This window comes from Streptococcus sp. 27098_8_109 (genome assembly GCF_041432295.1).
Lineage (GTDB): Bacteria > Bacillota > Bacilli > Lactobacillales > Streptococcaceae > Streptococcus.
Genome location: NZ_JAPVZJ010000009.1, coordinates 46336 through 69269, shown reverse-complemented (window position 1 = coordinate 69269; position 22934 = coordinate 46336). Strand labels below are relative to the sequence as shown.

36 protein-coding genes are annotated in these 22934 nt (G+C 40.3%); all 36 read right to left on the bottom strand.

All coding sequences use genetic code 11. The features are described 5' to 3' along the window. Nucleotides 1–211 precede the first annotated feature (211 nt). The 36 genes from rplQ to O3664_RS04995 all read right to left on the bottom strand — a co-directional run bounded on the left by rplQ (nt 212) and on the right by O3664_RS04995 (nt 22884). Nucleotides 212–598, bottom strand: a complete 387-nt coding sequence (gene rplQ, locus O3664_RS05170) for a 50S ribosomal protein L17 (RefSeq protein ID WP_000331493.1) — start codon at nt 596–598, stop codon at nt 212–214. An 11-nt stretch (nt 599–609) separates the two neighbouring features. Then, nucleotides 610–1545 carry a DNA-directed RNA polymerase subunit alpha gene (locus O3664_RS05165; protein ID WP_000568988.1) on the bottom strand — a complete coding sequence of 312 codons (936 nt, stop codon included), beginning with the start codon at nt 1543–1545 and terminating at the stop codon, nt 610–612. A 42-nt stretch (nt 1546–1587) separates the two neighbouring features. Further along, nucleotides 1588–1971, bottom strand: coding sequence for a 30S ribosomal protein S11 (gene rpsK / locus O3664_RS05160; protein ID WP_001118385.1), 384 nt, complete (start codon nt 1969–1971; stop codon nt 1588–1590). 17 nt (nt 1972–1988) lie between these two features. Further along, nucleotides 1989–2354, bottom strand: coding sequence for a 30S ribosomal protein S13 (rpsM, locus tag O3664_RS05155; RefSeq protein ID WP_371613713.1), 366 nt, complete (start codon nt 2352–2354; stop codon nt 1989–1991). 17 nt (nt 2355–2371) lie between these two features. After that, nucleotides 2372–2488, bottom strand: coding sequence for a 50S ribosomal protein L36 (gene rpmJ / locus O3664_RS05150; protein ID WP_001808836.1), 117 nt, complete (start codon nt 2486–2488; stop codon nt 2372–2374). Nucleotides 2489–2512: 24 nt separating this feature from the next. Next, nucleotides 2513–2731, bottom strand: a complete 219-nt coding sequence (gene infA / locus O3664_RS05145; RefSeq protein WP_001029883.1) for a translation initiation factor IF-1 — start codon at nt 2729–2731, stop codon at nt 2513–2515. Nucleotides 2732–2847: 116 nt separating this feature from the next. Then, nucleotides 2848–3486, bottom strand: a complete 639-nt coding sequence (locus O3664_RS05140; protein ID WP_125409023.1) for an adenylate kinase — start codon at nt 3484–3486, stop codon at nt 2848–2850. Between the two features lie 149 nt (nt 3487–3635). Then, on the bottom strand, nt 3636–4946 hold the full coding sequence (secY, locus tag O3664_RS05135; RefSeq protein WP_020901854.1) for a preprotein translocase subunit SecY: 1311 nt from the start codon (nt 4944–4946) through the stop codon (nt 3636–3638). 12 nt (nt 4947–4958) lie between these two features. Then, nucleotides 4959–5399 (bottom strand): 50S ribosomal protein L15, encoded by a 441-nt coding sequence (rplO, locus tag O3664_RS05130; RefSeq protein WP_000766087.1) that lies wholly within the window; start codon nt 5397–5399, stop codon nt 4959–4961. A 144-nt stretch (nt 5400–5543) separates the two neighbouring features. After that, a complete protein-coding gene (rpmD, locus tag O3664_RS05125; RefSeq protein ID WP_000057241.1) occupies nt 5544–5726 on the bottom strand; it encodes a 50S ribosomal protein L30 in 183 nt (60 codons plus the stop codon). Between the two features lie 13 nt (nt 5727–5739). Next, nucleotides 5740–6234, bottom strand: coding sequence for a 30S ribosomal protein S5 (rpsE, locus tag O3664_RS05120; protein WP_000874202.1), 495 nt, complete (start codon nt 6232–6234; stop codon nt 5740–5742). 17 nt (nt 6235–6251) lie between these two features. Next, entirely contained in the window at nt 6252–6608 is a 357-nt protein-coding gene (rplR, locus tag O3664_RS05115; protein ID WP_000624044.1) for a 50S ribosomal protein L18, read from the bottom strand. Between the two features lie 83 nt (nt 6609–6691). After that, entirely contained in the window at nt 6692–7228 is a 537-nt protein-coding gene (gene rplF / locus O3664_RS05110) for a 50S ribosomal protein L6 (protein WP_000086626.1), read from the bottom strand. A 191-nt stretch (nt 7229–7419) separates the two neighbouring features. Continuing rightward, nucleotides 7420–7818 carry a 30S ribosomal protein S8 gene (gene rpsH / locus O3664_RS05105; RefSeq protein WP_000245504.1) on the bottom strand — a complete coding sequence of 133 codons (399 nt, stop codon included), beginning with the start codon at nt 7816–7818 and terminating at the stop codon, nt 7420–7422. A 284-nt stretch (nt 7819–8102) separates the two neighbouring features. After that, nucleotides 8103–8288: a type Z 30S ribosomal protein S14 gene (locus O3664_RS05100; protein ID WP_001085697.1), complete on the bottom strand. Its 186-nt coding sequence runs from the start codon at nt 8286–8288 to the stop codon at nt 8103–8105. Nucleotides 8289–8305: 17 nt separating this feature from the next. Further along, on the bottom strand, nt 8306–8848 hold the full coding sequence (rplE, locus tag O3664_RS05095) for a 50S ribosomal protein L5 (protein WP_000013542.1): 543 nt from the start codon (nt 8846–8848) through the stop codon (nt 8306–8308). Between the two features lie 23 nt (nt 8849–8871). Then, a complete protein-coding gene (rplX, locus tag O3664_RS05090) occupies nt 8872–9177 on the bottom strand; it encodes a 50S ribosomal protein L24 (RefSeq protein WP_000497691.1) in 306 nt (101 codons plus the stop codon). Nucleotides 9178–9255: 78 nt separating this feature from the next. Next, nucleotides 9256–9624 carry a 50S ribosomal protein L14 gene (gene rplN / locus O3664_RS05085; RefSeq protein ID WP_000616545.1) on the bottom strand — a complete coding sequence of 123 codons (369 nt, stop codon included), beginning with the start codon at nt 9622–9624 and terminating at the stop codon, nt 9256–9258. 25 nt (nt 9625–9649) lie between these two features. Continuing rightward, on the bottom strand, nt 9650–9910 hold the full coding sequence (gene rpsQ / locus O3664_RS05080) for a 30S ribosomal protein S17 (RefSeq protein WP_000440801.1): 261 nt from the start codon (nt 9908–9910) through the stop codon (nt 9650–9652). A 24-nt stretch (nt 9911–9934) separates the two neighbouring features. Further along, on the bottom strand, nt 9935–10141 hold the full coding sequence (gene rpmC / locus O3664_RS05075; protein WP_000772918.1) for a 50S ribosomal protein L29: 207 nt from the start codon (nt 10139–10141) through the stop codon (nt 9935–9937). A gap of 9 nt (nt 10142–10150) precedes the next feature. Next, complete coding sequence (rplP, locus tag O3664_RS05070; protein ID WP_000960946.1) at nt 10151–10564, bottom strand: 50S ribosomal protein L16; 414 nt, start codon at nt 10562–10564, stop codon at nt 10151–10153. 3 nt (nt 10565–10567) lie between these two features. After that, nucleotides 10568–11221 carry a 30S ribosomal protein S3 gene (gene rpsC, locus O3664_RS05065; RefSeq protein WP_000529936.1) on the bottom strand — a complete coding sequence of 218 codons (654 nt, stop codon included), beginning with the start codon at nt 11219–11221 and terminating at the stop codon, nt 10568–10570. 12 nt (nt 11222–11233) lie between these two features. After that, the gene (rplV, locus tag O3664_RS05060) at nt 11234–11578 is read right to left on the bottom strand and encodes a 50S ribosomal protein L22 (RefSeq protein WP_000818137.1); all 345 of its coding nucleotides are present in this window, start codon (nt 11576–11578) and stop codon (nt 11234–11236) included. A gap of 11 nt (nt 11579–11589) precedes the next feature. Continuing rightward, complete coding sequence (gene rpsS / locus O3664_RS05055; protein ID WP_000533766.1) at nt 11590–11871, bottom strand: 30S ribosomal protein S19; 282 nt, start codon at nt 11869–11871, stop codon at nt 11590–11592. 103 nt (nt 11872–11974) lie between these two features. Further along, complete coding sequence (rplB, locus tag O3664_RS05050; protein WP_000512911.1) at nt 11975–12808, bottom strand: 50S ribosomal protein L2; 834 nt, start codon at nt 12806–12808, stop codon at nt 11975–11977. Nucleotides 12809–12825: 17 nt separating this feature from the next. Beyond that, a complete protein-coding gene (locus O3664_RS05045) occupies nt 12826–13122 on the bottom strand; it encodes a 50S ribosomal protein L23 (protein ID WP_001055347.1) in 297 nt (98 codons plus the stop codon). Next, a complete protein-coding gene (gene rplD, locus O3664_RS05040) occupies nt 13122–13745 on the bottom strand; it encodes a 50S ribosomal protein L4 (RefSeq protein ID WP_000024547.1) in 624 nt (207 codons plus the stop codon). The genes O3664_RS05045 and rplD overlap by 1 nt, the downstream gene beginning before the upstream one ends. Before the next feature lie 24 nt (nt 13746–13769). Beyond that, a complete protein-coding gene (gene rplC / locus O3664_RS05035) occupies nt 13770–14396 on the bottom strand; it encodes a 50S ribosomal protein L3 (RefSeq protein ID WP_000160193.1) in 627 nt (208 codons plus the stop codon). Between the two features lie 82 nt (nt 14397–14478). Then, nucleotides 14479–14787 carry a 30S ribosomal protein S10 gene (gene rpsJ / locus O3664_RS05030; RefSeq protein ID WP_001284513.1) on the bottom strand — a complete coding sequence of 103 codons (309 nt, stop codon included), beginning with the start codon at nt 14785–14787 and terminating at the stop codon, nt 14479–14481. A gap of 254 nt (nt 14788–15041) precedes the next feature. Then, the gene (gene nrdG / locus O3664_RS05025) at nt 15042–15632 is read right to left on the bottom strand and encodes an anaerobic ribonucleoside-triphosphate reductase activating protein (protein ID WP_023946797.1); all 591 of its coding nucleotides are present in this window, start codon (nt 15630–15632) and stop codon (nt 15042–15044) included. After that, nucleotides 15625–16131 carry a GNAT family N-acetyltransferase gene (locus O3664_RS05020; RefSeq protein ID WP_000423408.1) on the bottom strand — a complete coding sequence of 169 codons (507 nt, stop codon included), beginning with the start codon at nt 16129–16131 and terminating at the stop codon, nt 15625–15627. Before O3664_RS05020 ends, nrdG begins: the two co-directional genes overlap by 8 nt. Before the next feature lie 43 nt (nt 16132–16174). Then, a complete protein-coding gene (locus O3664_RS05015; protein ID WP_000521618.1) occupies nt 16175–16315 on the bottom strand; it encodes a hypothetical protein in 141 nt (46 codons plus the stop codon). Between the two features lie 11 nt (nt 16316–16326). Continuing rightward, nucleotides 16327–18534, bottom strand: a complete 2208-nt coding sequence (gene nrdD, locus O3664_RS05010) for an anaerobic ribonucleoside-triphosphate reductase (protein WP_237447103.1) — start codon at nt 18532–18534, stop codon at nt 16327–16329. Between the two features lie 119 nt (nt 18535–18653). Next, nucleotides 18654–20207, bottom strand: coding sequence for a damage-inducible protein CinA (locus tag O3664_RS05005; RefSeq protein ID WP_371613712.1), 1554 nt, complete (start codon nt 20205–20207; stop codon nt 18654–18656). Between the two features lie 254 nt (nt 20208–20461). Continuing rightward, on the bottom strand, nt 20462–21994 hold the full coding sequence (gene cls, locus O3664_RS05000; RefSeq protein WP_371613711.1) for a cardiolipin synthase: 1533 nt from the start codon (nt 21992–21994) through the stop codon (nt 20462–20464). A gap of 425 nt (nt 21995–22419) precedes the next feature. Then, nucleotides 22420–22884, bottom strand: coding sequence for an SP_0198 family lipoprotein (locus O3664_RS04995; RefSeq protein ID WP_371613710.1), 465 nt, complete (start codon nt 22882–22884; stop codon nt 22420–22422). Between the last annotated feature and the right edge of the window lie 50 nt (nt 22885–22934).

Below are 22934 nucleotides of genomic sequence, written 5' to 3'. Positions count from 1 at the left end.
TTTTCAAATAGTATAGCATAATTCTAACTAAAATACTCAAAAACGCCTGCTTACGAAGTTGTTCTTAAGCAAAAAACAATTTCGTAAACAAGCGTCTACTATCACAACTTATGATGAGTGTTCCCGCTAGGACCGAAATCCTAGCGGTAGACCAGAGCTAGACTAAGAGCACAAGACTCCATCATCATAACACTCAACAAAATTGATGATTTTATACTAATTCGATGATCGCCATTGGCGCTGCATCACCACGACGTGGTTCAGTTTTAAGGATACGAGTGTATCCACCGTTACGTTCAGCATAACGAGGTGCAATTTCTGAGAACAATTTTTGAAGTGCTGTAGTAGAAGTGTACTTATCAGTTGCTTCATCATAGTTTTCAGATGCGATTTCATTACGTACGAAAGCAGCAGCTTGACGACGTGCATGCAAATCACCACGTTTACCTAGAGTAATCATTTTTTCAACAGTTTTACGGATTTCTTTAGCACGAGCTTCAGTTGTCACGATTGATTCGTTGATCAAAAGGTCAGTTGTCAAATCGCGAAGCATTGCTTTACGTTGTGAGCTAGTGCGTCCTAGTTTACGGTAAGCCATGTATTCCTCCTTTATTTATCTTTTAATCCAAGACCCAAATCAATGAGTTTGAGTTTCACTTCTTCCAAACTCTTGCGTCCAAGATTTCGTACTTTCATCATCTCTGCTTCAGATTTTTCTGTCAAATCATGCACAGTATTGATACCGGCACGTTTCAAACAGTTGTATGAACGCACAGACAAGTCCAGTTCCTCAATCGTACGATCCAAAATACGATCGTCAGATTCAGTATCAGCTTCTTTCATCACTTCAGTTGACTTAGCAATCTCAGTAAGATTTGTAAACAAATCAAGATGTTCTGTCAAAATACGTGCTGAAAGCCCTAAAGCATCTTCTGGAATAATTGTTCCATTTGTCAAGATTTCAAGGGTTAGTTTGTCAAATCCATCATTGCTACCTACACGAGCAGGTTCCACTTGATAGTTGACTTTTGTAACTGGTGTATAAATAGAATCTACAGCAAGTGTTCCAACTGGTGCATTATCTTTTTTATTTTCATCAGCAGGTACATATCCACGACCACTGTTAACAGTCATAGTCGCTTTTAGAGAAGAACCTTCACCGATTGTAAAGAGATAATGATCTGGATTTACAATTTCAATATCGCTATCTGTCAAAATGTCACCAGCTGTTACTTCAGCAGGACCTTCAACATCTAGTTCGATGATTTTTTCGTCTTCAACGTACGATTTCACTGCAATTCCTTTAATGTTCAGAATGATTTGCATCACGTCTTCACGAACACCTGGAACTGTGTCAAACTCATGTAACACACCATCAATATTGATAGATGTCACAGCTGCTCCTGGTAGAGAAGCTAGAAGTACACGACGAAGAGAGTTACCAAGAGTTGTACCGTAGCCACGTTCAAGTGGTTCGATTACAAACTTGCCATAATCTTTATTTTCATCAATTTTTGTTATATTTGGTTTTTCAAACTCGATCATTTAGTTACTCCCTCTTAAACGAAAAGCAGTGTAATGCGATGATTATACACGGCGACGTTTTGGAGGACGAGCACCATTGTGTGGCACTGGAGTCACATCACGAATTGCTGTTACTTCAAGACCAGCGGCAGCAAGCGCACGAATAGCTGACTCACGACCAGAACCTGGACCTTTTACAGTAACTTCAACTGATTTAAGACCGTGTTCTTGTGCAGATTTAGCAGCAGCTTCAGAAGCCATTTGAGCAGCGAATGGTGTAGATTTACGAGAACCTTTGAAACCAAGAGCACCAGCTGATGACCAAGCAATTGCATTACCATGCACATCAGTAATCATAACAATAGTGTTATTAAATGTAGCGTGAATATGAGCAATACCAGATTCGATATTCTTTTTCACACGACGTTTACGTGTTGGTTTAGCCAAGACTTTTACCTCCTATATTATTTTTTCTTACCAGCAATCGCAACAGCTTTACCTTTACGAGTGCGAGCGTTGTTTTTAGTGTTTTGTCCACGGACAGGAAGTCCACGACGGTGACGGATACCACGGTATGAACCGATTTCCATCAAACGTTTGATGTTCAAGTTTACTTCACGACGAAGGTCACCTTCAACTTTGATTGCATCCACTTCACGACGGATAGCATCTTCTTGATCTGATGTAAGTTCACGTACACGAACATCTTCTGAGATTCCAGCAGCAGCCAAAATTTTCTTAGATGTTGCAAGTCCGATACCATAAACATAAGTCAATGAGATTACTACACGTTTGTCATTTGGAATGTCAACTCCAGCAATACGAGCCATGTTTTCTCCTTTCTATCTTATCCTTGACGTTGTTTGTGTTTTGGATTTGCTGGGCAAATTACCATAACACGACCATTACGACGAATAACTTTACAGTATTCGCAAATTGGTTTGACCGATGGTCTTACTTTCATTTCTTATCCCTCCAAGTTTTTCGATTATTTAAAGCGGTAAGTGATACGTCCACGTGTCAAGTCATATGGACTCATTTCGACAGTAACACGATCTCCCGCTAAAATACGAATATAGTTTTTACGAATTTTACCAGAAACTGTTGCTAAAATCTGATGTCCATTTTCAAGTTCAACCGTAAACATTGCATTCGGCATTGTATCAACTACTTTGCCTTCAACTTCAATCACATCGTCTTTTGCCACGCAAAAGCACCTCCATAAATTTCGATTCGATGCCTCTAGACACAGAGACAACAATTATAAGTCAGACTATCTCAGTATAACATTTGTAGCGGATTTTTGCAAGTGTGAAAAACGCTTTATTTCAAATTTGTCAATACTTTTTCGATATCTGAGAAGACATCATTGATATCTTGATTACCTTCGATGTCATGAACCAAACCTTTGGCACGGTAGTGAGCAATGATTGGTTCCCCTTGAGCAATATTCACATCCAAACGACGTTTTACTGTCTCAGGCTTATCATCTTCACGTTGGTAGTAATCTTCTTCTTTATAGTCAACTGGTGGGTTAAAGACCTTGTGGAAAGTTTCTCCAGTTACACGGTGGATGATACGGCCACTCAAACGTTCCAAGAGGCTGTCTGGATTTACTTCAATGTTGATAACACCTTCTAGTTCAATACCAAGTTCAGCCAATGTTTTATCCAAGGCATGAGCTTGTTCGATTGTACGTGGGTAACCATCCAATAAAAATCCTGTTTCTTTAATATCATCTTGTGAAAGACGTTCTTTTACGATTCCATTTGTAACTTCATCAGGAACCAATTCACCCTTGTCAATATATGACTTAGCAAGAACACCCATTTCAGTTTGATTTGCCATTGCAGCGCGGAACATATCACCTGTTGAGATATGTGAAACATGGAATTGTTCTACGATTTTTGCTGCTTGAGTTCCCTTACCTGCACCAGGTAAGCCCATAATCAAAAGATTCATGATTTGATCTCCTTATTTTATTTTTAAATAGAAGCAAAAAATCTTTTCACCCCTATTTAAAAACAAAATAGAAGAGGGGAGACCAAACTCTCACTAATGTTAGAGTTAAACCTCCACTCTCTCAGCATTTACTGATTCTGTAAATACTTTTATTCTGTTCTATCCATGAAACCAACATACTTACGTTTCAATAGGTAACCTTCCAATTGTTTGATTCCTTCAATACCTGTAGATATAATGATCAAAAGACTGGTTCCTCCAAAAGCAACTGCTTCTGAAAGTCCGAAAACATCTTTTGCTACAATCGGTAAAATAGAAATCACACCAAGGAAGAGGGAACCAACAGTTGCAAGACGACGAAGAAGTTTAGACATATATTCTTCTGTACCTTTACCAGGACGAACTCCGTGGATATAGGCTCCGCTCTTTTGTAGGTTCTCTGCCGCTTTTTCAGGATTAATCTGTACAAACGTATAGAAGAATGTAAAGAGAATAATCAACAAAGCATACATGGCAATACCAGTTGGTGAAGTTGTTGCCAGCATTTCTTGTGCTGTTCTTACCCAAGCCCAATCATGACCTGTAGCGCTCAAAAACTGAAGAATAGCCGCAGGCGCTGCAGTAATCGAACTTGCAAAGATAACAGGGATAACTCCAGCAGGGTTTACCTTCAAAGGAAGGTAAGAGCTAGATGGAGCACCTTGTGCAACCTTAGTATATTGGATTGGAATTTTGTATTCTGCTTGTTGAACATAAGTTGTAAAGTAGATGATCAACAATACAGTAATAATCAAAATGATTACAAAAATGATAGATGAGTTGATACGTTCACTTGGGACGTTCACAAAGTAGTCCACATAGATGCCCTGAATCATCTCTGGAATTGAGGCAACAATCCCGGCAAAGATGATCATAGAAACACCATTTCCATATCCCTTATCTGTAATTTGCTCTCCCAACCATGTAACAATCATGCTACCAGCTGTTAAGATGATACCAATCATGATAAAGACTTGTGGAGTAAGAGCTGTTTTCAACAATTGAGCTCCAGCTAAAGTATTAAAACCAGCTGTAATCCCGATAGATTGCACAAAGGCTAGAACTAGAGCAATATAACGAGTAGCTTGATTTAATTTTCTTCGACCTACTTCCCCTTGTTTACCCCACTCTACAAACTTGGGTAAAATATCCATTTGCAAGAGTTGGACAACGATAGAGGCCGTAATGTAGGGACTAACACCAAGAGCAAAAACTGAGAAGTTTTTCATGGCATTCCCTGAGACCAAGCTCAACATGTTTAAGAAGGATAATCCACTTAAAGCATTCAAGCTATTGGCATTCACACCAGGAACTGTAATGCTAGTTCCGATACGAAAGACCAAAACGATAAAAATTGTAAATAAAATTTTTGATCGAACTTGCTTGACTTTAAGAGCTTCTCTTAATAATTTAAAAAACATAGGTCACCTCTCTTAGATGACTTCTACTGAACCACCTTTAGCAGTGATAGCTTCTTCAGCTGATTTAGAGAATTTAGCTGCTTTCACAGTCAATTTCTTAGTCAACTCACCGTTACCAAGAATTTTAATACCTGATTTTTCAGCTTTAACAATTCCTGCTTCGATAAGAACAACTGGAGTAACTTCAGCACCATCTTCAAAGACGTTCAATTGGTCAAGGTTCACAATTGCGTATTCTTTAGCGTTGATGTTAGTGAATCCACGTTTTGGAAGACGACGGAACAATGGAGTTTGTCCACCTTCAAAACCAAGGCGAACTCCGCCACCGCTACGAGCTTTTTGACCTTTTTGACCACGACCAGATGTTTTACCGTTACCTGATGAAGTACCACGACCAACGCGGTTACGTACTTTACGAGAACCTTCTGCAGGTTTCAATTCATGAAGTTTCATTTTTATTTTCTCCTCTTTTGTAAAATGCTAGCGCCGATAAGGGAGAAAAGGTTGTCTCCCCCATCAACTCGCCTATACGACGTCATCATAGATGACTATATTTAGTTTTAGGGGATGGTATAGTGCACATCCCCTAAAAATTCATTAGTTTACTTCTTCAACTGTTACCAAGTGAGATACTGCTGTGATCATACCACGGATAGCAGCGTTGTCTTCTTTAATAACAGAGCTGTTCAATTTGCCAAGTCCAAGTGCTACAACAGTTTTACGTTGTGATGGAATGCGTCCGATTGGAGACTTAGTCAAAGTAATTTTAATTTGAGCCATTTTATCCCCTTTCTTATGCCAAATCAGAAACTGAAATACCACGAAGGGCAGCAACTTCTTCAGCGCGTTTCAATTGTTTCAAACCTTCAACAGTTGCACGAACAATGTTGATTGGAGTGTTAGAACCAAGTGATTTAGATGTAATATCTGCCACACCTGCCAATTCCACAACGGCACGAACTGCACCACCAGCGGCAACTCCAGAACCTTCTACAGCAGGTTTCAACAATACTTTAGCTCCACCGAATTCTGAAAGAACTTCGTGTGGGATTGTTGTTCCAACCATAGGAACTTCGATCAAGTTTTTCTTAGCATCATCTACTGCTTTACGGATTGCTTCTGGAACTTCTTGAGCTTTACCAGTACCAAATCCTACGCGACCGTTGTGGTCACCAACAACAACAAGAGCTGCGAAACGAAGACGACGTCCACCTTTAACAACTTTTGTAACACGGTTGACAGCAACTACGCGTTCTTCTAATTCAACTGCATTGTCTTTAAATGCCATTTTCTAGTGTCCTCCTATTAGAATTTCAATCCGTTTTCACGAGCTGCATCAGCCAAAGCTTTCACACGTCCGTGATATAGATATCCACCGCGGTCGAACACCACTTCTGAAATACCTTTAGCGTTTGCACGTTCTGCAACGAGTTTACCGACAGCAACGGCTTGTTCAGTTTTAGTTCCTTTTGAAACTTCTTTGTCAAGAGTTGAAGCACTTGCGAGCGTTACACCCGCTACGTCATCAATCACTTGAGCGTAGATGCCTGTATTAGAACGGAATACGTTCAAACGTGGGCGATCAGCAGTTCCAGAGAGTTTTCCGCGAACGCGACGGTGGCGTTTTTGGCGGAGTTTGTTTTTATCTGGTTTTGAAATCACAGTTTTCACCTCTTTAGTTTTAAATCGTGTGCTATGCACAAAGTTGGAAAATAGGTTGGTGGTTGAGACTCAACCACTCAACATTATTTACCTGTTTTACCTTCTTTACGGCGAACGAATTCACCAACGTAACGGATACCTTTACCTTTATATGGTTCTGGTGAACGAAGGCTACGTACGTAAGCAGCTGTTTGTCCAACTACTTCTTTTGAAATTCCGCTAACAACGATTGTTGTTGGGTTTGGAAGTTCAAAAGTAATTCCTTCTGGAGCTTCAACTTCGTCTGGATGAGATTTACCAACAGCCAAAACAAGTTTAGATCCTTGAAGTTGTGCACGGTAACCAACCCCGCGCATTTCAAGTTCTTTCTTGAATCCTTCTGATACACCAACAACCATGTTGTTCAAAAGGGCACGAGTAGTTCCGTGAATAGTTTTCATTTCTTTTGAATCGTTTGGACGGTGAAGAGTTACTTCAGTACCTTCCACACGGATTTCAATATCTTTTGAGAACTCACGAGTAAGTTCTCCTTTAGGTCCTTTTACAGTTACAACGTTGTCATTGTTAGTGATTTCAACACCAGCAGGCAACACGATAACTTTATTACCAATACGTGACATGTTTATTTTCTCCTGTTAAATTGTCAGGCCAGAATGGCCAGTTTTCACGGGGTTCAGATACTTATTTAGTCCAAGAGCTGAACTGAACACGCTCTAAGAACTGTGCAAAATAGATAAGTTGGCTTGTTTGTAAATAAACTTCTCCAACTTTCTAATTTTGCTTTGTTCTTTACGAGCTTTGTATCTTGATTTTACCAAACGTAAGCGATAACTTCTCCACCAACATTCTTTTGGCGTGCTTCTTTATCAGTAAGCAAACCTTCAGAAGTTGAAAGGATAGCAATTCCAAGTCCGTTAAGAACTTTTGGAAGGTCTTCACGTTTTTTGTAGACACGAAGTCCTGGTTTAGAAACACGTTTCAAGTTAGTGATAACTTTTTCACCGTTTGGTCCGTATTTAAGGAATACACGGATGATGCCTTGTTTGTCATCTTCGATGATTTCAACGTTTTTTACAAAACCTTCGCGTTTAAGGATTTCAGCAATCCCTTTTTTGATGTTTGATGCAGGTACTTCAAGTACTTCGTGTTTAGCTTGGTTAGCATTACGAATACGAGTTAGGAAGTCTGCGATTGGGTCAGTCATAACCATTTTGTTTTTCTCCTCTTACTAGTAGTTTGCAAGTTGCACTTGCTAGTTAATACATGATACAAAGAGCGTAACAGCAAGAGCAAAAATAGGCAATTTGATGCAGGAGCGATGCTCCAAAGAAAATTGGTCTTTTTTGCCAAAGCTGTAGCTCGTGTTCAAATTGGCAAGCCCAACTGAACCCGGGCTAAACTCTGTGTGAAAAAGATAAACTTTCCTAGAAACTTCAGTTTCTTCGTCAAGTTTCCTATTTTCACTTAGAGTTTTGACGCTCTTGATATCTTAAATTACCAAGATGCTTTGGTAACGCCTGGGATTTGTCCTTTGTAAGCTAATTCACGGAAGCAAACACGGCAAAGTTTAAATTTGCGGTAAACTGAATGTGGACGACCACATTTTTCACAACGAGTATAAGCTTGAGTAGAGAACTTCGCTGGACGTTTGTTCTTAGCAATCATTGATTTTTTAGCCATTAGATTTACCTCCTATATTATTTTGCAAAAGGCATTCCAAGGCCTGTAAGCAATGCACGTGACTCTTCGTCAGTGTTAGCAGTTGTTACGATAACGATGTCAAGACCACGAGTTTTGTCAACGTCATCGAAGTTGATTTCTGGGAAAATCAATTGTTCTTTCACACCAAGTGTGTAGTTTCCGCGTCCATCAAATGATTTTGTTGGAACACCGTGGAAGTCACGTACACGTGGAAGTGAAACTGAAACCAATTTATCCAAGAATTCGTACATACGTTCACCACGAAGGGTAACTTTTGCACCGATCGCAACACCTTCACGAAGACGGAAGCCGGCGATTGATTTTTTAGCTTTAGTGATAAGTGGTTTTTGACCTGAGATAAGTGCCAATTCTTCAGCAGCTTTTTCAAGGCTTTTAGCGTTTGATACAGCTTCACCAACACCCATGTTCAAAACGATCTTATCTACTTTAGGCACAGCCATCACTGATGAGTAGTTGAATTGTTCTGTCAAAGCAGGAACTACTTCATTAAGATATTTTTCTTTTAAACGATTTGCCATTATACTTCTCCTTTCCTTCGTGATTAATCAAGCACTTCGCCTGATTTTTTGTTGTAGCGAACTTTTTTACCGTCTACAAATTTGTAACCAACACGACCAGCTACACCATTTTTGTCCAAAACTTGAACGTTTGATACGTGGATAGCTGCTTCTTTCTCGATGATACCACCTTGAGGAAGTTCGTTAGTTGGACGTTGGTGTTTCTTAACGATGTTAACACCTTCAACGATAACTTTGTTTACTTTTGGAAGGGCAGTAAGGACAACAGCTTCTGTTCCCTTATCTTTACCAGCGATTACGCGAACTTTGTCGCCTTTTTTTACAAACATTAGGTTTCTCCTTGATTTTTCTTACGCCCATAAGGGCACCCTGGAGGTAAATCCAGGGGACTAGTTTGTTTCTAAAAATTAAAGTACTTCTGGAGCAAGTGACACGATCTTCATGAAGCCACCTTCACGCAATTCACGTGCAACTGGGCCAAAGATACGTGTTCCGCGAGGAGTTTTGTCTTCACGGATGATAACTGCTGCGTTTTCGTCAAATTTGATGTATGAACCATCAGCACGACGAGCACCTGATTTAGTACGAACGATAACTGCTTTAACAACGTCACCTTTTTTAACCGCACCACCAGGAGTAGCTTGTTTTACAGATGCCACGATAACATCACCGATGTTTGCAAATTTACGTCCTGAACCACCAAGAACTTTGATAGTCAAGATTTCGCGAGCACCGCTGTTGTCTGCGACTTTCAAACGAGTTTCTGTTTGAATCATTTCAGTTTTCTCCTTTCAGGTTTGATTAGATGATGACCGCTTCTTCAACAACTTCTACAAGACGGAAACGTTTTGTAGCTGAAAGCGGGCGAGTTTCCATGATACGTACGATATCGCCTTCTTTGGCAACATTGTTTTCATCATGAGCTTTGTATTTTTTAGAGTAGTTAATACGTTTACCATAGACTGGGTGGTTACGTTTTGTTTCAACTACAACTGTGATTGTCTTGTCCATTTTGTCAGATACAACACGTCCAACAAGAACTTTACGATTATTGCGTTCCATTGAAATTTCTCCTTCCCTAGTCTATTATTTCGCTTCAGATTGAACTGTTTTGATACGAGCGATTTGTTTTTTAACTTCTTTCAAGCGAGCTGTTTGTTCCAATTGACCAGTAGCAGCTTGGAAACGAAGTTCAAACAATTCTTTTTTCAATTCGTTTTCGCGCTTCGCGAGTTCTTCTTGAGAAAGACCACGAAGTTCTTTAACAAATTCTTTTACTTCATTAAGTTTCATGCCTTCTCCTTATTCTGCTTCACGTTTTACGAATTTACATTTAACTGGCAATTTGTGGCTAGCAAGACGAAGCGCTTCGCGAGCGATCTCTTCAGATACACCAGCGATTTCGAACATCACTTTACCACGTTTAACTGGTGCTACCCAACCTTCAGGTGCCCCTTTACCAGATCCCATACGCACACCGATAGCTTTAGCAGTGTATGATTTGTGTGGGAAGATTTTAATCCAAACTTTACCACCACGTTTCATGTAACGAGTCATGGCGATACGAGCAGCTTCGATTTGGCGGTTAGTGATCCAGTGGCTAGTTGTAGCTTGAAGACCGTATTCACCGAATGCTACTTCTTTTCCACCTTTTGCTTCACCGCGCATTTTTCCACGGAATTCACGACGGTGTTTAACACGTTTAGGTACTAACATTGGTTATTTACCTCCTTTAGTGTTTTTGCGAGCTGGAAGAACTTCACCACGGTAGATCCATACTTTAACACCAAGTTTACCGTATGTAGTATCTGCTTCTTCCCAAGCGTAATCGATATCTGCACGAAGTGTGTGAAGTGGAACAGTTCCTTCAGAGTATCCTTCAGCACGGGCGATATCTGCACCGTTCAAACGACCTGATACTTGAGTTTTGATTCCTTTAGCTCCAGCACGCATTGCACGTTGGATTGCTTGTTTTTGTGCACGACGGAAAGCAACACGTTGCTCCAATTGACGAGCAATTCCTTCACCTACAAGGTGAGCATCCAAATCAGGTTGTTTGATTTCGATGATGTTGATGTGTACTTGTTTTCCAGTCAATTTGTTAAGTTTCGCACGGAGTGCATCAACGTTAGCACCACCTTTACCGATAACCATACCTGGTTTAGCAGTGTGAAGTGAAACGTTAACTTTGTTTACTGCGCGTTCGATTTCGATAGTTGAAACTGCTGCGTCAGCAAGTTCTTTTTGAACGAATTTACGGATTGCAAGATCTTCATGAAGGTAATCCGCGTATTCTTTTTCAGCATACCATTTGGCATCCCAATCACGGATGATGCCGACACGCATACCAATTGGATGTACTTTTTGACCCACGATTTTACCTCCTTATTTTTCTGCAACAGCTACAGTGATGTGAGCTGTACGTTTGTTGATTGGTGAAGCTGAACCTTTCGCACGTGGACGGAAACGTTTCATAGTTGGTCCTTCGTTTGCGAATGCTTCAGATACTACCAAGTTAGCTTTATCCAAACCAAAGTTGTTTTCAGCGTTAGCTACAGCTGAGTTCAAAACTTTCAAGATGATTTCAGCAGCTTTGTTTGGAGTGAATGTCAAGATTGCGATTGCATCGGCTACGCTTTTACCACGGATGTTATCAAGAACAAGACGTGATTTACGAGGTGAAACACGTACTGTACGAGCCATTGCTTTAGCTGAAGTAATTTCTGCCATTTATGTTCTCCTTATTTTCTACGTGTTTTCTTGTCGTCTGCAGCGTGACCTTTGTAAGTACGAGTTGGTGCAAATTCACCAAGTTTGTGACCTACCATGTCTTCTTGGATGTAAACAGGTACGTGTTTACGTCCGTCATAAACTGCGATAGTGTAACCAATGAAACTTGGGAAGATCGTTGAACGACGTGACCAAGTTTTAATAACTTTTTTCTTTTCGTCGTTAGCTTGAGCTTCAACTTTTTTCATCAAATGCTCATCGACGAAAGGTCCTTTTTTAAGACTGCGTCCCATTTTTATATTTTCTCCTTTAAATGTTGTACCACAGCGGCTTGCGCTCACAAGCAGCGCTACCGAGCTGGCGGATTTACTAGTTGCTTAAGCGACTAGTTTAATATTATTTCTCATTGCGACGACGAACGATAAGTTTGTCAGATTTCGCTTTCTTGTTACGAGTTTTAAGACCAAGAGCAGGTTTGCCCCATGGAGTAGATGGTGCTTTACGACCAACTGGTGCTTTACCTTCACCACCACCGTGTGGGTGATCGTTAGGGTTCATTACAGAACCACGAACTGTTGGGCGGATACCTTTCCAACGGCTACGTCCTGCTTTACCAAGGTTTACAAGTCCATGTTGTTCGTTTCCGACAACACCAACTGTAGCACGACAAGTTCCAAGAATCATACGAACTTCACCTGATTGAAGACGAACAAGAACGTATTTACCTTCAGAACCCAATACTTGAGCAGATGCTCCAGCAGCACGTACCAATTCACCACCACGACCTGGTTTCAACTCGATGTTGTGGATCAAAGTACCAACTGGAATGTTAGCAAGTGGAAGAGCGTTTCCGACTTTGATATCTGCTTCTGGACCTGAAACGATACGTTGACCAACTTCAAGACCTTTTGGAGCGATGATGTACGCTTTCACACCGTCAGTGTAGTGTACAAGAGCGATGTTTGCAGAACGGTTTGGATCGTACTCAATTGTTTTAACAACTGCTTCAACGTTGTCTTTGTTACGTTTGAAGTCAACCAAACGGTAGAAACGTTTGTGTCCACCACCTTGGTGACGAACTGTGATACGACCGTTGTTGTTACGACCAGCCTTGCTCTTCAATGCAACAAGCAATGATTTTTCAGGAGTGCTTGTTGTGATTTCAGCGAAATCCAAAGAAGTCATATTACGGCGACCGTTTGTTGTTGGTTTATAAACACGAATTCCCACGATATTTCCTCCTTAGATTATTCAGCTTCAGCAGCAAACAACTCGATTGCTTTTGAATCAGCTGTAAGTGTGATGATAGCTTTTTTAGTTTTGTTAGTAAAACCAGTGTAACGTCCAACACGTTTAGCTTTTGGTTTTACGTTGATTGTGTTAACATTTGCAACTTTAACACCTTCGAAAGCAGCTTCAACAGCTTGCTTAATCAAAAGTTTGTGTGCACGAGTGTCAACTTCAAATACATATTTTCCTGCTTCAAGTTGAGCCATTGAGCTTTCAGTGATTACAGGTTTTTTGATAACATCATACAAATTCATTATGCAAGAACCTCCTCGATTTTAGAGATAGCTGCTTGAGTAACAAGAAGTTTGTCACTATTTGCGATGTCAAGAACACTTGCAGTTGTAGCAGTCGCAACTTTCACGTTTGGAAGGTTACGAGCTGAGAGAGCTGCGAATTCGTTTCCTTCTTCAAGAATAACAAGGACTTTAGAATCGATGCTCAAAGCTGCAAGAACTTTTGCAAATTCAGCAGTTTTTGGAGCTGTAAATTCAAGAGAATCAACGGCTACAAATTTATTTTCAGCAACTTTTTCTGAGTAAACAGATTTAAGCGCAAGGCGACGAACTTTTTGAGGAAGTTTGTACGCATAGCTACGTGGAGTTGGTCCGAAGACGATTCCACCACCACGCCATTGTGGAGAGCGGATAGAACCTTGACGAGCACGTCCAGTTCCTTTTTGACGCCATGGTTTGCGTCCGCCACCTGAAACAGCTGAGCGGTTTTTAACTGCGTGAGTTCCTTGACGAAGGCTAGCACGTTGGCTGATGATCACATCAAACACAACAGATTCATTTGGTTCGATACCAAAGATTGCATCGTTAAGAACAACTTCGCCCGCTTGTTTACCAGTTTGGTCGAATAATGTTACATTTGCCATTTTGACTGTATTCCCCTTTCCTTATTATTTACCAGCTTTAACTGCTGATTTGATAGTGATAAGAGATTTCTTAGCACCTGGTACGTTACCTTTGATAAGGATAACGTTCTTTTCTGGAACAACTTGTACAACTTCAAGGTTTTGAATTGTTACACGGTCGCCACCCATACGTCCTGCAAGGTTTTTACCTTTGAATACGCGGTTAGGTGCAACAGGTCCCATAGAACCTGGACGACGGTGGTAACGAGAACCGTGAGCCATTGGTCCACGTGATTGTCCGTGGCGCTTGATAACACCTTGGAAACCTTTACCTTTAGAAGTACCAGTTACGTCAACAACATCTCCAGCTGCGAATGTTTCAACTGTGATTTCAGCACCAACTTCCAAGCCTTCAACGTTTTTGAATTCACGAATGAAGCGCTTAGGAGCCGTGTTAGCTTTCGCTACATGTCCTTTAGCAGGTTTGTTGCTCAATACTTCGCGTTTGTCATCGAAACCAACTTGGATAGCGTTGTATCCGTCTGTTTCAACAGTTTTAACTTGAAGAACAACGTTTGGAGCTGCTTCAATAACTGTTACAGGGATCAATTCGCCAGCTTCAGTGAAGATTTGAGTCATTCCCACTTTTTTCCCTAAGATTCCTTTTGTCATGAGAAAATAGTTCCTTTTCTATATTTTTTATTCAAAAAGTTTTTAACGAGCGTTTTTTATGCTCAAGGTATCAAGCTTTAGATTAAAGTTTGATTTCTACGTTTACACCACTTGGAAGATCCAATTTCATCAACGCATCAACTGTTTTTTGAGTTGGGTTAACGATATCAATCAAACGTTTGTGTGTACGCATTTCAAATTGTTCGCGAGAGTCTTTGTATTTGTGAGTCGCACGAATGATTGTGTAGAGGCTACGTTCAGTTGGAAGTGGGATTGGACCCGCAACTTGTGCACCTGTACGAGTAGCTGATTCTACGATTTTTGCAGCCGCTGTGTCAAGCGTACGGTGTTCGTAAGCTTTCAAACGGATACGGATTTTTTTGTTTGCCATCTTTTTCTCCTTTTCGTCTATTTAAGATAATAGGCTAGCTCCACAAGAAAACCGACGCGGTGTTGCGTGGCAATGCAACCGAGCGTGTCGCAACCTCTTGCATCAAAGCTAAGGCTGTAATTTACAGCACCATAATAGAATAACACAAAGCCCCTGCGATTGCAAGGGATTTGTTGCTGTTTTTTTGTTTTTTTACAATGAAACTGTTTTCTTTTTTTATAGGTCATTTATTTAACTATTTTTATAGAAGAAAGTTAATCTCTCTTCACCTGTTCATAGCTTTCTTTTCCATCATTGAGTTTGTCCCAAATCACTACTTGCCCACTTTTGAGAGATTTTTGCACATCGATAATTCGTTGATTGGACGAGCCTCGAAACTGGAGCATGAGATTTCTCTTAGTTCGGTCGTATCGTCCATCGACAAGAATGTCAATCAATGATAAGAGTTCCAGTTTATCTGGAGTTTCCAACATCATTTCTTCCCATGTATAGCCCGTCCAAGACCAGATGTCCTTGTCTGGCAATTCCTTCCGAATACGCTTCACGAGTGGCAAAAGAATGCCAGTATTGAGAAAAGGCTCCCCTCCCAGCAGGGTCAAGCCTTGAACATAGGGTTGGGCAAGGTCTGCCATAATCTGTTCTTCTAATTCTGCTGTGTAGGGAATTCCTGCATTGAAAGACCAAGTGGCAACATTATAACAACCCTCGCAGTGAAACATACAGCCTGATACATAGAGAGAGTTACGCACACCCTCTCCATCTACAAAGTTGAAGGCCTTGTAATCAATAATACGCCCTTGACTGAGATCCTCGCTTTTCCATTCTTGTGGTTTTGGATTATTCATTCGCTACCTCTATCCAATAACGCTCAACTCCATTACGAACATCTTCAAGGAGCCCACCATTTGCTAGAATGACTGCTCTGCTAGCAGGATTATTCACGCTACAGGTCACAAGAGTTCTCTTGATGTTCTTTTCCTTAGCAACTTGCAAGCCCTGACGGAGAGTCTCTTTAGCATAACCTTTGCCTCTTTCTGATGGACGAATGGAGTAGCCAATGTGGCCAGCATAATTCAATAAACCCTCATTCAGTCTCAATCGCAGATTCAAAAATCCTAGAGCAGGACCTACATCATCAAATGATACAAATTGAATAGAAGGAACACGATTTTCAGGCAAGTTTATTCCCATTTCTTTTTGCTTATTTGTTTCCAACCATTCTTCATACACAAAGTTCTCTGTATCCCAAAATCCTCCATCATGGGCTGATTGGCTCTTTTCAAACTCTGTCATCATCTCTAAAACTGTTTCTTTATCTGCTAATCTTGGTCTGCGTAATTCCATCCTTACCTCCCACTATGAGAAAAGCGAGAGTTGACTCTCACTTTTATTTTTTCTTGTTCTTGTTTAAAAATTGTTCTCTGAGGTTGAGCAAGCGTTCTTTTTTACCAGCTCCACCTTTAGAGTGTTTCTCGTGATAACGGGTCACTTGTGCACGCCCCTTATCGTCTAATTGATATTTTCCCATTTCATTTCTTTCTAATTGGTTACTTGATGGCCAGCTATTTTAATCGTTGAACCATTCATATGTTTGACACGCGCTGCGATTTCCTTGTGACGGCCATTGACCATAGGTCTCGCTTGAGGATTACCTAAATAGCCACAAGTTCGTTTAACAACATCTACTGTTTTAGGGTCGCTATTGCCACAGTTAGGACAAGCAAAACCCCTCTCAGTTGGTTCAAAATCCCCTTCAAAGTCACACTTGTAGCAACGGTCTATTGGTGTATTGGTCCCAAGATAGCCCACACGGTCATAGGCATAGTCCCAGACAGCTTCCAAGGCCTTTGGATTTTGCTGAAGGACTGGATACTCACAATAATGGATGAAACCACCCGACGCACCTGCTTCTGGATAGACTTTCTCAAAATCCAATTTTTCAAACGGTGTTGGATTTTTACGAACATCGTAGTGGAAAGAGTTGGTGTAGTATTCCTTATCTGTAATATCAGGAATAGAACCAAACTTGTCTGTATCTAGTCGGCAGAAACGGTCTGTCAAACTTTCAGATGGTGTTGAGTAGATAGAGAAATGGTAGCCATATTGGTCAGACCACTCTTCTACACGGCGTTTCATATCGCGAATGATATCTAGCGTGAATTCCTTAGCATCTGGATTACTTTCCCAGCTGTTTCCAAAGAAAACAGTCGCTACTTCATACAAACCGATATAGCCCAGCGAAACTGTCGCACGACGATTCTTAAAGAGCTGGTCAACACTTTCTTCTTTACCTAGACGATGACCAAAAGCACCGTATTGATAAAGGATAGGAGCATTAGCTGGTGTCGCTTCCTTGGTCCGTTCAACACGATAAACCAGGGCATCTTCAGCGATATTCATACGCTCGTTGAAGATTTCCCAGAACTTGTTCATATCTCCTTCAGACTCGAGAGCAATACGAGGTAGGTTAACTGTCACAACACCCAGATTCATACGGCCTGAATTGACTTCTACACCATTTTCATCCTTCCAACCTTGAAGAAACGAACGGCAACCCATAGGCACCTTGAAGGAACCTGTCAAGTCAACAATCTTATCGTAAGACAAGACGTCTGGGTACATCCGCTTGGTTGCACACTCAAGAGCCAACTGCTTAATGTCGTAGTTGGGAGTCCCTTCTTCCAAGTTAAGACCTCTTTTTAGCGTAAAAATGAGCTTAGGGAAGATGGCTGTACGGTGTTCTGAACCAAGGCCCTTAATGCGAATGTTTAAGATAGCTTTTTGAATTTCCCGCTCAAAACGATTGGTTCCTAGACCAAAACCTAGCGAAGTGAAAGGTGTTTGTCCATTTGAAGTGAAGAGAGTGTTGATTTCATACTCGAGAGATTGCATGGCATCATAGATATCTTTTTGGGTTTTCTTCCAAGCGTAATCTTCCCGTTTGTCAGGTAAGACCCATTCTTCCGCATCCTTGAGGTGTTTTTGGTAATTCTTCTCTGCATAAGGCGCCAAAACTTCATCGATACGGTCAGCTGAACAGCCACCGTACTGGCTAGAAGCAACGTTGGCGATAATTTGAGAAATCTGAGCTGTCGCAGTCTGGATAGACTTGGGACTTTCTACCTCTGCATTTCCAATCTTAAAACCATTCTCCAACATCCCCTTGAAATCAATCAAACAGCAGTTGGTCATAGGTGTATAAGGACTGTAGTCCAAATCGTGATAGTGGATATCCCCTTTTTGATGGGCATTGGCTACATGCTTAGGAAGCATTTGCAGTCCGATTGATTTCCCAACAATCCCTGCTGTCAAATCACGCTGGGTATTAAAGACATCGCTGTCTTTATTAGCATTTTCATTGACAACGGCCTGGTCTTTGTTGAGAAGTTTATGGATGCTAAAGTTGATATCTGTCGCTTTTGAACGCTCAAAATCCCTTTGTGTCCGATAAGTAATATACTCCTCAGCTAGCGCATATTCTTTGGCTTCAAGGAGTTCATGTTCTACGATATTTTGAATTTCGTAAATCTTAACCCCCTGTGGAAAGCGACTATGAATTTCTGTGACAATTCGCTCGGTCAGAGCATCGAGGCGTTTTTCGACCAGGGGTGTCACATCCATAACCTTGTCAGCCGCCTTGTGGAGAGCCTTGTCAATCTTGTCCACATCAAATACAACACGTCTCCCATCTCGTTTTTCAACGAAGAGAGTTGGCAAAATTGTAATTTTTTCTTCTAGTGCAATCATATGCATGCTCTTTTCTAAAATGTTCTTTCTAAAAAGTATTATACCACTCTAAAAAGAAAAATCAATATCTTGTGTTAAAAATCCTAAAATTTTTAAAAATACACAAGATATTGATTTCGTTATTTAATTTTATAGACTTTAAACTCTGAGTAATCAGTCTTTACTTGTTGGTAATTTTCTTTCAAAATTGTTTCCACTTCAGACCAGACTGCTACCTTATCATTCACCACAATCACCTTAGGTTTGTTTTCTTTCAAGTCATTGATTAAACTAGTTTTATTCTCTTCTGTACTCGTGTAAAGAAGAGGTGATGGGAACATGGATCCAGACAAACGCTGGCTTTCTTTATACATCTGAACATGTGAATCCCAAATATAGATTTGGTCACCATCACTCGTCTCTTGTTTGACTCTATCTACCACTTGATGTTGTTCTCTATAAGAAGCTGGATGCAAGACAAAACGAGCTACAAAAGGAATTGCAATCAGATAAACCACCACTAGGATCGGTAAGTAGAGATTCCCTTTCATGAATTTTTTCCATAAAGTAGGAACTTCTTCTCTTCTACTACGGCGAGCTCCCCTAGCTGAATGTTTCCCACGAATACTGGTCATCAAAAGAAGGAGTAAAAATGGAAGGATTAGAATCAAACGCGAACCGTGAAGAGATTCTTGAGAAAAAAGCAACAAAGCTAATACAAATAAGAAAGCAAAACTAGCTGGCACTGAAATAACATACAATCTTGATGCCTTTGATTGGAACAATCCTAGAAAAACAAGGAAGAGAGCTCCTAAACCAAAGGTCAACAAACCATAGAATACAACATTATCCATTAGTTGAGGATTCGTAAAGACCTGAAGGGAATCAATCGGATATAAAAGACTTCCCATAGCTCCTCCAAAACTACCTGAAGTAAGCACATAGTAGCCTACTGGATAAAAGATGAGAGAAAAGCCAAGTGCTGCTGCAAAAAACTGATAAACTCCATGAGCAAAGCGACCATGCCCAACATTAAAGACAAATAAACCAATCGTTACTACTACAGTAAAGAGAAGACTTGTAAGAGGCTCTATGAAAAATGATAGACCCAAAAAGATCCCCAGACGTAGAAATCCCTTGTCATGGTTAGGATTTGATAGATAAGCTGCTATGAACGAAAATCCTGCAAACAGGAATGGCAGAGCTAAGATCGTAGCATAGCCTCCTCCAAAACCGAGACCGGATACCAAAATATAAAATATGGTTAGGAGTTGCTTGGCTTGTTCCCTTTGTCCCGTCAGATAGTCAGTTGAAGAAAAGAGGAAGTAACCTCCTCCTAAGAGAGCTAGCCATTCTACCAAGGCAAAAAGAATGCCTCCTTGGGTAATATAAAGTGGCAAGTAATAAAGAAGACCTTGACTAGCATAATAGCTACTGTAGAGCTGTCCTCCCTGATGTAAAGCCCACCCTATATACAAATCCTGCGCCTGAGAGGGACTTACCATATCTAAAAGTAAAGGTAGCACCACAGAAAAAACCGTTGCAATCGTACTTCCAATGATGAGTCTGAAAAATGGAAAAGCTACCTGTTCTTCTTTTTCTACATGAGATTCAAGGTTCCTATCCAGTCTATTTTCAATTTCATTACTCTGTATCGTTTCGGATACTTCTTCGATTCTGCCATATACAGCCATGTCGTTTCTCCTATTCAATTTATCTGTCTTAGTATATCAAAAAGACCTAAAATTGTCAGCTTGCGATGGGTGTTTGAGTGATTTTTTGCATAGTTTCACAAAGGTTTCAATTTCCCGAAATCGGTGTAAATGCGTCTGTTCAAACGTCGTGATATAGTTCAATTCCTTCTGAGTCAGCATCGTTCCTCCTACATCTTCTTATTCGTAAAAGGCAAGAAAAATAGGACTGGTTTGTGTCCTAAGTCCTAGATTTCTTATAAGATAGGGGCGAATAACTGGGCAATTTCCTTAATCAATTTTTGATACCAGCTATTTTTTATCGTATGAGGGAAAATTTCTTGCGATACTGAAAAAATCTCCTCAAAATCTTTTTGAATCTCTGTGATTGATGCCGTTTTATATAGCAAAACTGCATTTTCATAGTGGTGAAGCAAACTTCTATAATCTAAGTTAATGGTCCCAACTGCAGCAAAGTCCTTATCCACTAGGATTTGTTTACTGTGGATAAAGCCTGGACTATACTCAAAAATCCTCACTCCTGCTGACAATAAATCCGAATAGGCCCCTCTTGTGATGAGTTGGATTAATTTCTTATCTGGAATGAAAGGTGTCACGATACGGACATCAACACCCCTCATGGCCGCATTTTTAATACTCTCCGTTAAATCATAGTCAATAATCAAATAGGGCGTTGTGATATAGACTGAATCAGTGGCCTGATTAATCAAACTTTGATAGACTTTTTTCCCTACCTGAGTACGGAAGATGGGCTTAGGACCACTACCATAGGGAATGCAGAGCCCTTGGCTAGAACAAGGCTGGTTTTCCAAGTGATACTGGTCAAAATCGCTGATTTCCCCACGATTAATGTACCAAGTCATCAAAAAGAGACGGGTGAGAGCCTTGACACCAGGGCCATCTAAGCGAATCCCACTGTCCTTCCAGTAGCCAAAGCGTTCTACATGATTGATGTACTCATCGGCTAAGTTAATCCCTCCTGTATAGGCTACCTGACCATCTATGACAAGGATTTTCCGATGGTCCCGATTGTTGTAAGCCACCGTCAAGCGAGGAATCACCTTGTTAAATTTATGGGCTTCAATTCCTCGACTACGAAGCTGAATAGTATAATCACCAGGTAATGTTGCCATACAACCAATGTCATCATAAAGCATTTTCACTTCTACACCTTGGGCGACTTTTTCTTCCAAAATCTCTAAAATACTATTCCACATCAAACCTTCTTCTACAATATAATACTCTAAGAAGATAAACTTTTCTGCTTTCCTAAGATCCTCCAGCATCTGTTGCCACATACTTTCTCCAGAAGCAAAAAACTTCGTATCTGTTTGATCATATACATCTGCATTTGTATCCATACTGAGGAGTGATTTGATGACTCCGTAAGCAGATTTGTCTTGTTCCTTTAATTCCAAACGCAAAGCTCTACTGTTATCCTCACGATGAACCATGGATTGCAATTGTTCCAGTTGCTTCATTTCTTTCTTGGACAAACGACGTTCTCCAAACATGATATATAGCAATGGTCCAAACACTGGAACAAAGGCTACTAAAAGCCATGTTACCTTACTCTCGGGATTCATAGAACGATTGACAATCGATACAATAGTCGCTAACCTCACTAAAACAACAAGAATAATCCAGATAATAGGCGCCATTCGTCCCAGATAGAGAAATACACCAAAAACAAGAACTAGCTCAGTCAGCATAATGGTAATACTAAAGCCATACTTGGACATGAGCAACTGTATTTTTCTAGCTTTCATACCTCCCCTTTCTTTTTTATCCTTTTCTCTAACCACCTAGTTAATAGTTGTTTCCACTAGTATACATCAGTTCACAGCTAGATGGCAACAATTTACTCTTTTCTACTTGAATTTAGTAGGCATTCGACCAAGTTTACAATCCCAGTACCAGTATGGGAAATCAATATCCTAATCTTACATGATATAAAAAGAGTTTTCAAGATAATCCTTCTTTTTATGATAAGCTCTATTTTCAAATATACCATCCACTTGATTTTATCTTTATAGGAAAGCTCTGATAAAATTAAAATATCCCTAGAAAGGTAGTTAAGGTATTTTACCATGGAAATTACAGTACGTTTCAACAAATCTTTTTAGATAATGTTTGAGACTTTTAAAACCAAAAAATTCCAATAGAATCTATCGGAATTTTTGATAAATAAGCTTTACTTAGATAAAACAATGCGATCAGACGCTTCTCTATCCATATCGTCAATAATCATCTGATTTCCATTAATTGCATAAATCTTGGCATCATCCCCAATAATCATGCGTTGATTAGCGACATCGAAGCTAACCTGCTTGATTTCTTGATCTCCGTCAGTTTCTACCTGTGTCCATGTACAAGTTGTTCCAGTTACCACTAAAGTGATACGGTCTCCTTCGTCCTGACCAGTATAAGTTCCATCAATATTGGTTGGTTGAGCTGTAACTGTATTTTGTGAAGAACTTGTTGTTGCCTGGTTTGAATTTTCTGCCGAAGATGAAGCAGCAGGTTGTGATTGCTGAGTTTGTTGTGTTTGCGATTGAGCTGCTGGTTGTTGAACCTGTTGAGCTCTTTGTGAACAAGCTACTAAAAGACTAAGACTTGCTAGAGAAGCAAGAGAAAGTGTGAATGTTTTTAATTTCATGACGAATTTCCTTTCTGCTACCAATTTACAGAAGTATTCCTTCTAACTAG

Excerpts from the sequence above, each read along its gene's own strand:
- O3664_RS05100 (WP_001085697.1), bottom strand. The coding sequence starts at position 8,288 with ATGGCTAAAAAATCAATGATTGCTAAGAACAAACGTCCAGCGAAGTTC.
- rpsQ (WP_000440801.1), bottom strand. The coding sequence starts at position 9,910 with ATGGAACGCAATAATCGTAAAGTTCTTGTTGGACGTGTTGTATCTGAC.
- rplQ (WP_000331493.1), bottom strand. The coding sequence starts at position 598 with ATGGCTTACCGTAAACTAGGACGCACTAGCTCACAACGTAAAGCAATG.
- rplP (WP_000960946.1), bottom strand. The coding sequence starts at position 10,564 with ATGTTAGTACCTAAACGTGTTAAACACCGTCGTGAATTCCGTGGAAAA.
- rpsJ (WP_001284513.1), bottom strand. The coding sequence starts at position 14,787 with ATGGCAAACAAAAAAATCCGTATCCGTTTGAAAGCTTACGAACACCGT.
- rplF (WP_000086626.1), bottom strand. The coding sequence starts at position 7,228 with ATGTCACGTATTGGTAATAAAGTTATCGTGTTGCCTGCTGGTGTTGAA.
- rpsM (WP_371613713.1), bottom strand. The coding sequence starts at position 2,354 with ATGGCTCGTATTGCTGGAGTTGACATTCCAAATGACAAACGTGTAGTA.
- rpmC (WP_000772918.1), bottom strand. The coding sequence starts at position 10,141 with ATGAAACTTAATGAAGTAAAAGAATTTGTTAAAGAACTTCGTGGTCTT.
- rplC (WP_000160193.1), bottom strand. The coding sequence starts at position 14,396 with ATGACAAAAGGAATCTTAGGGAAAAAAGTGGGAATGACTCAAATCTTC.
- cls (WP_371613711.1), bottom strand. The coding sequence starts at position 21,994 with ATGAAAGCTAGAAAAATACAGTTGCTCATGTCCAAGTATGGCTTTAGT.
- O3664_RS05015 (WP_000521618.1), bottom strand. The coding sequence starts at position 16,315 with ATGGGAAAATATCAATTAGACGATAAGGGGCGTGCACAAGTGACCCGT.
- rplX (WP_000497691.1), bottom strand. The coding sequence starts at position 9,177 with ATGTTTGTAAAAAAAGGCGACAAAGTTCGCGTAATCGCTGGTAAAGAT.
- rpsH (WP_000245504.1), bottom strand. The coding sequence starts at position 7,818 with ATGGTTATGACTGACCCAATCGCAGACTTCCTAACTCGTATTCGTAAT.
- rplO (WP_000766087.1), bottom strand. The coding sequence starts at position 5,399 with ATGAAACTTCATGAATTGAAACCTGCAGAAGGTTCTCGTAAAGTACGT.
- rpmJ (WP_001808836.1), bottom strand. The coding sequence starts at position 2,488 with ATGAAAGTAAGACCATCGGTCAAACCAATTTGCGAATACTGTAAAGTT.
- O3664_RS05020 (WP_000423408.1), bottom strand. The coding sequence starts at position 16,131 with ATGGAATTACGCAGACCAAGATTAGCAGATAAAGAAACAGTTTTAGAG.
- rplN (WP_000616545.1), bottom strand. The coding sequence starts at position 9,624 with ATGATTCAAACAGAAACTCGTTTGAAAGTCGCAGACAACAGCGGTGCT.
- rpmD (WP_000057241.1), bottom strand. The coding sequence starts at position 5,726 with ATGGCTCAAATTAAAATTACTTTGACTAAGTCTCCAATCGGACGCATT.
- nrdG (WP_023946797.1), bottom strand. The coding sequence starts at position 15,632 with ATGAATAATCCAAAACCACAAGAATGGAAAAGCGAGGATCTCAGTCAA.
- secY (WP_020901854.1), bottom strand. The coding sequence starts at position 4,946 with ATGTTTTTTAAATTATTAAGAGAAGCTCTTAAAGTCAAGCAAGTTCGA.
- rplV (WP_000818137.1), bottom strand. The coding sequence starts at position 11,578 with ATGGCAGAAATTACTTCAGCTAAAGCAATGGCTCGTACAGTACGTGTT.
- rpsE (WP_000874202.1), bottom strand. The coding sequence starts at position 6,234 with ATGGCATTTAAAGACAATGCAGTTGAATTAGAAGAACGCGTAGTTGCT.
- O3664_RS05045 (WP_001055347.1), bottom strand. The coding sequence starts at position 13,122 with ATGAATTTGTATGATGTTATCAAAAAACCTGTAATCACTGAAAGCTCA.
- O3664_RS05165 (WP_000568988.1), bottom strand. The coding sequence starts at position 1,545 with ATGATCGAGTTTGAAAAACCAAATATAACAAAAATTGATGAAAATAAA.
- rpsS (WP_000533766.1), bottom strand. The coding sequence starts at position 11,871 with ATGGGACGCAGTCTTAAAAAAGGACCTTTCGTCGATGAGCATTTGATG.
- nrdD (WP_237447103.1), bottom strand. The coding sequence starts at position 18,534 with ATGATTGCACTAGAAGAAAAAATTACAATTTTGCCAACTCTCTTCGTT.
- O3664_RS05005 (WP_371613712.1), bottom strand. The coding sequence starts at position 20,207 with ATGGCTGTATATGGCAGAATCGAAGAAGTATCCGAAACGATACAGAGT.
- rplE (WP_000013542.1), bottom strand. The coding sequence starts at position 8,848 with ATGGCAAATCGTTTAAAAGAAAAATATCTTAATGAAGTAGTTCCTGCT.
- rplD (WP_000024547.1), bottom strand. The coding sequence starts at position 13,745 with ATGGCAAATGTAACATTATTCGACCAAACTGGTAAACAAGCGGGCGAA.
- O3664_RS05140 (WP_125409023.1), bottom strand. The coding sequence starts at position 3,486 with ATGAATCTTTTGATTATGGGCTTACCTGGTGCAGGTAAGGGAACTCAA.
- O3664_RS04995 (WP_371613710.1), bottom strand. The coding sequence starts at position 22,884 with ATGAAATTAAAAACATTCACACTTTCTCTTGCTTCTCTAGCAAGTCTT.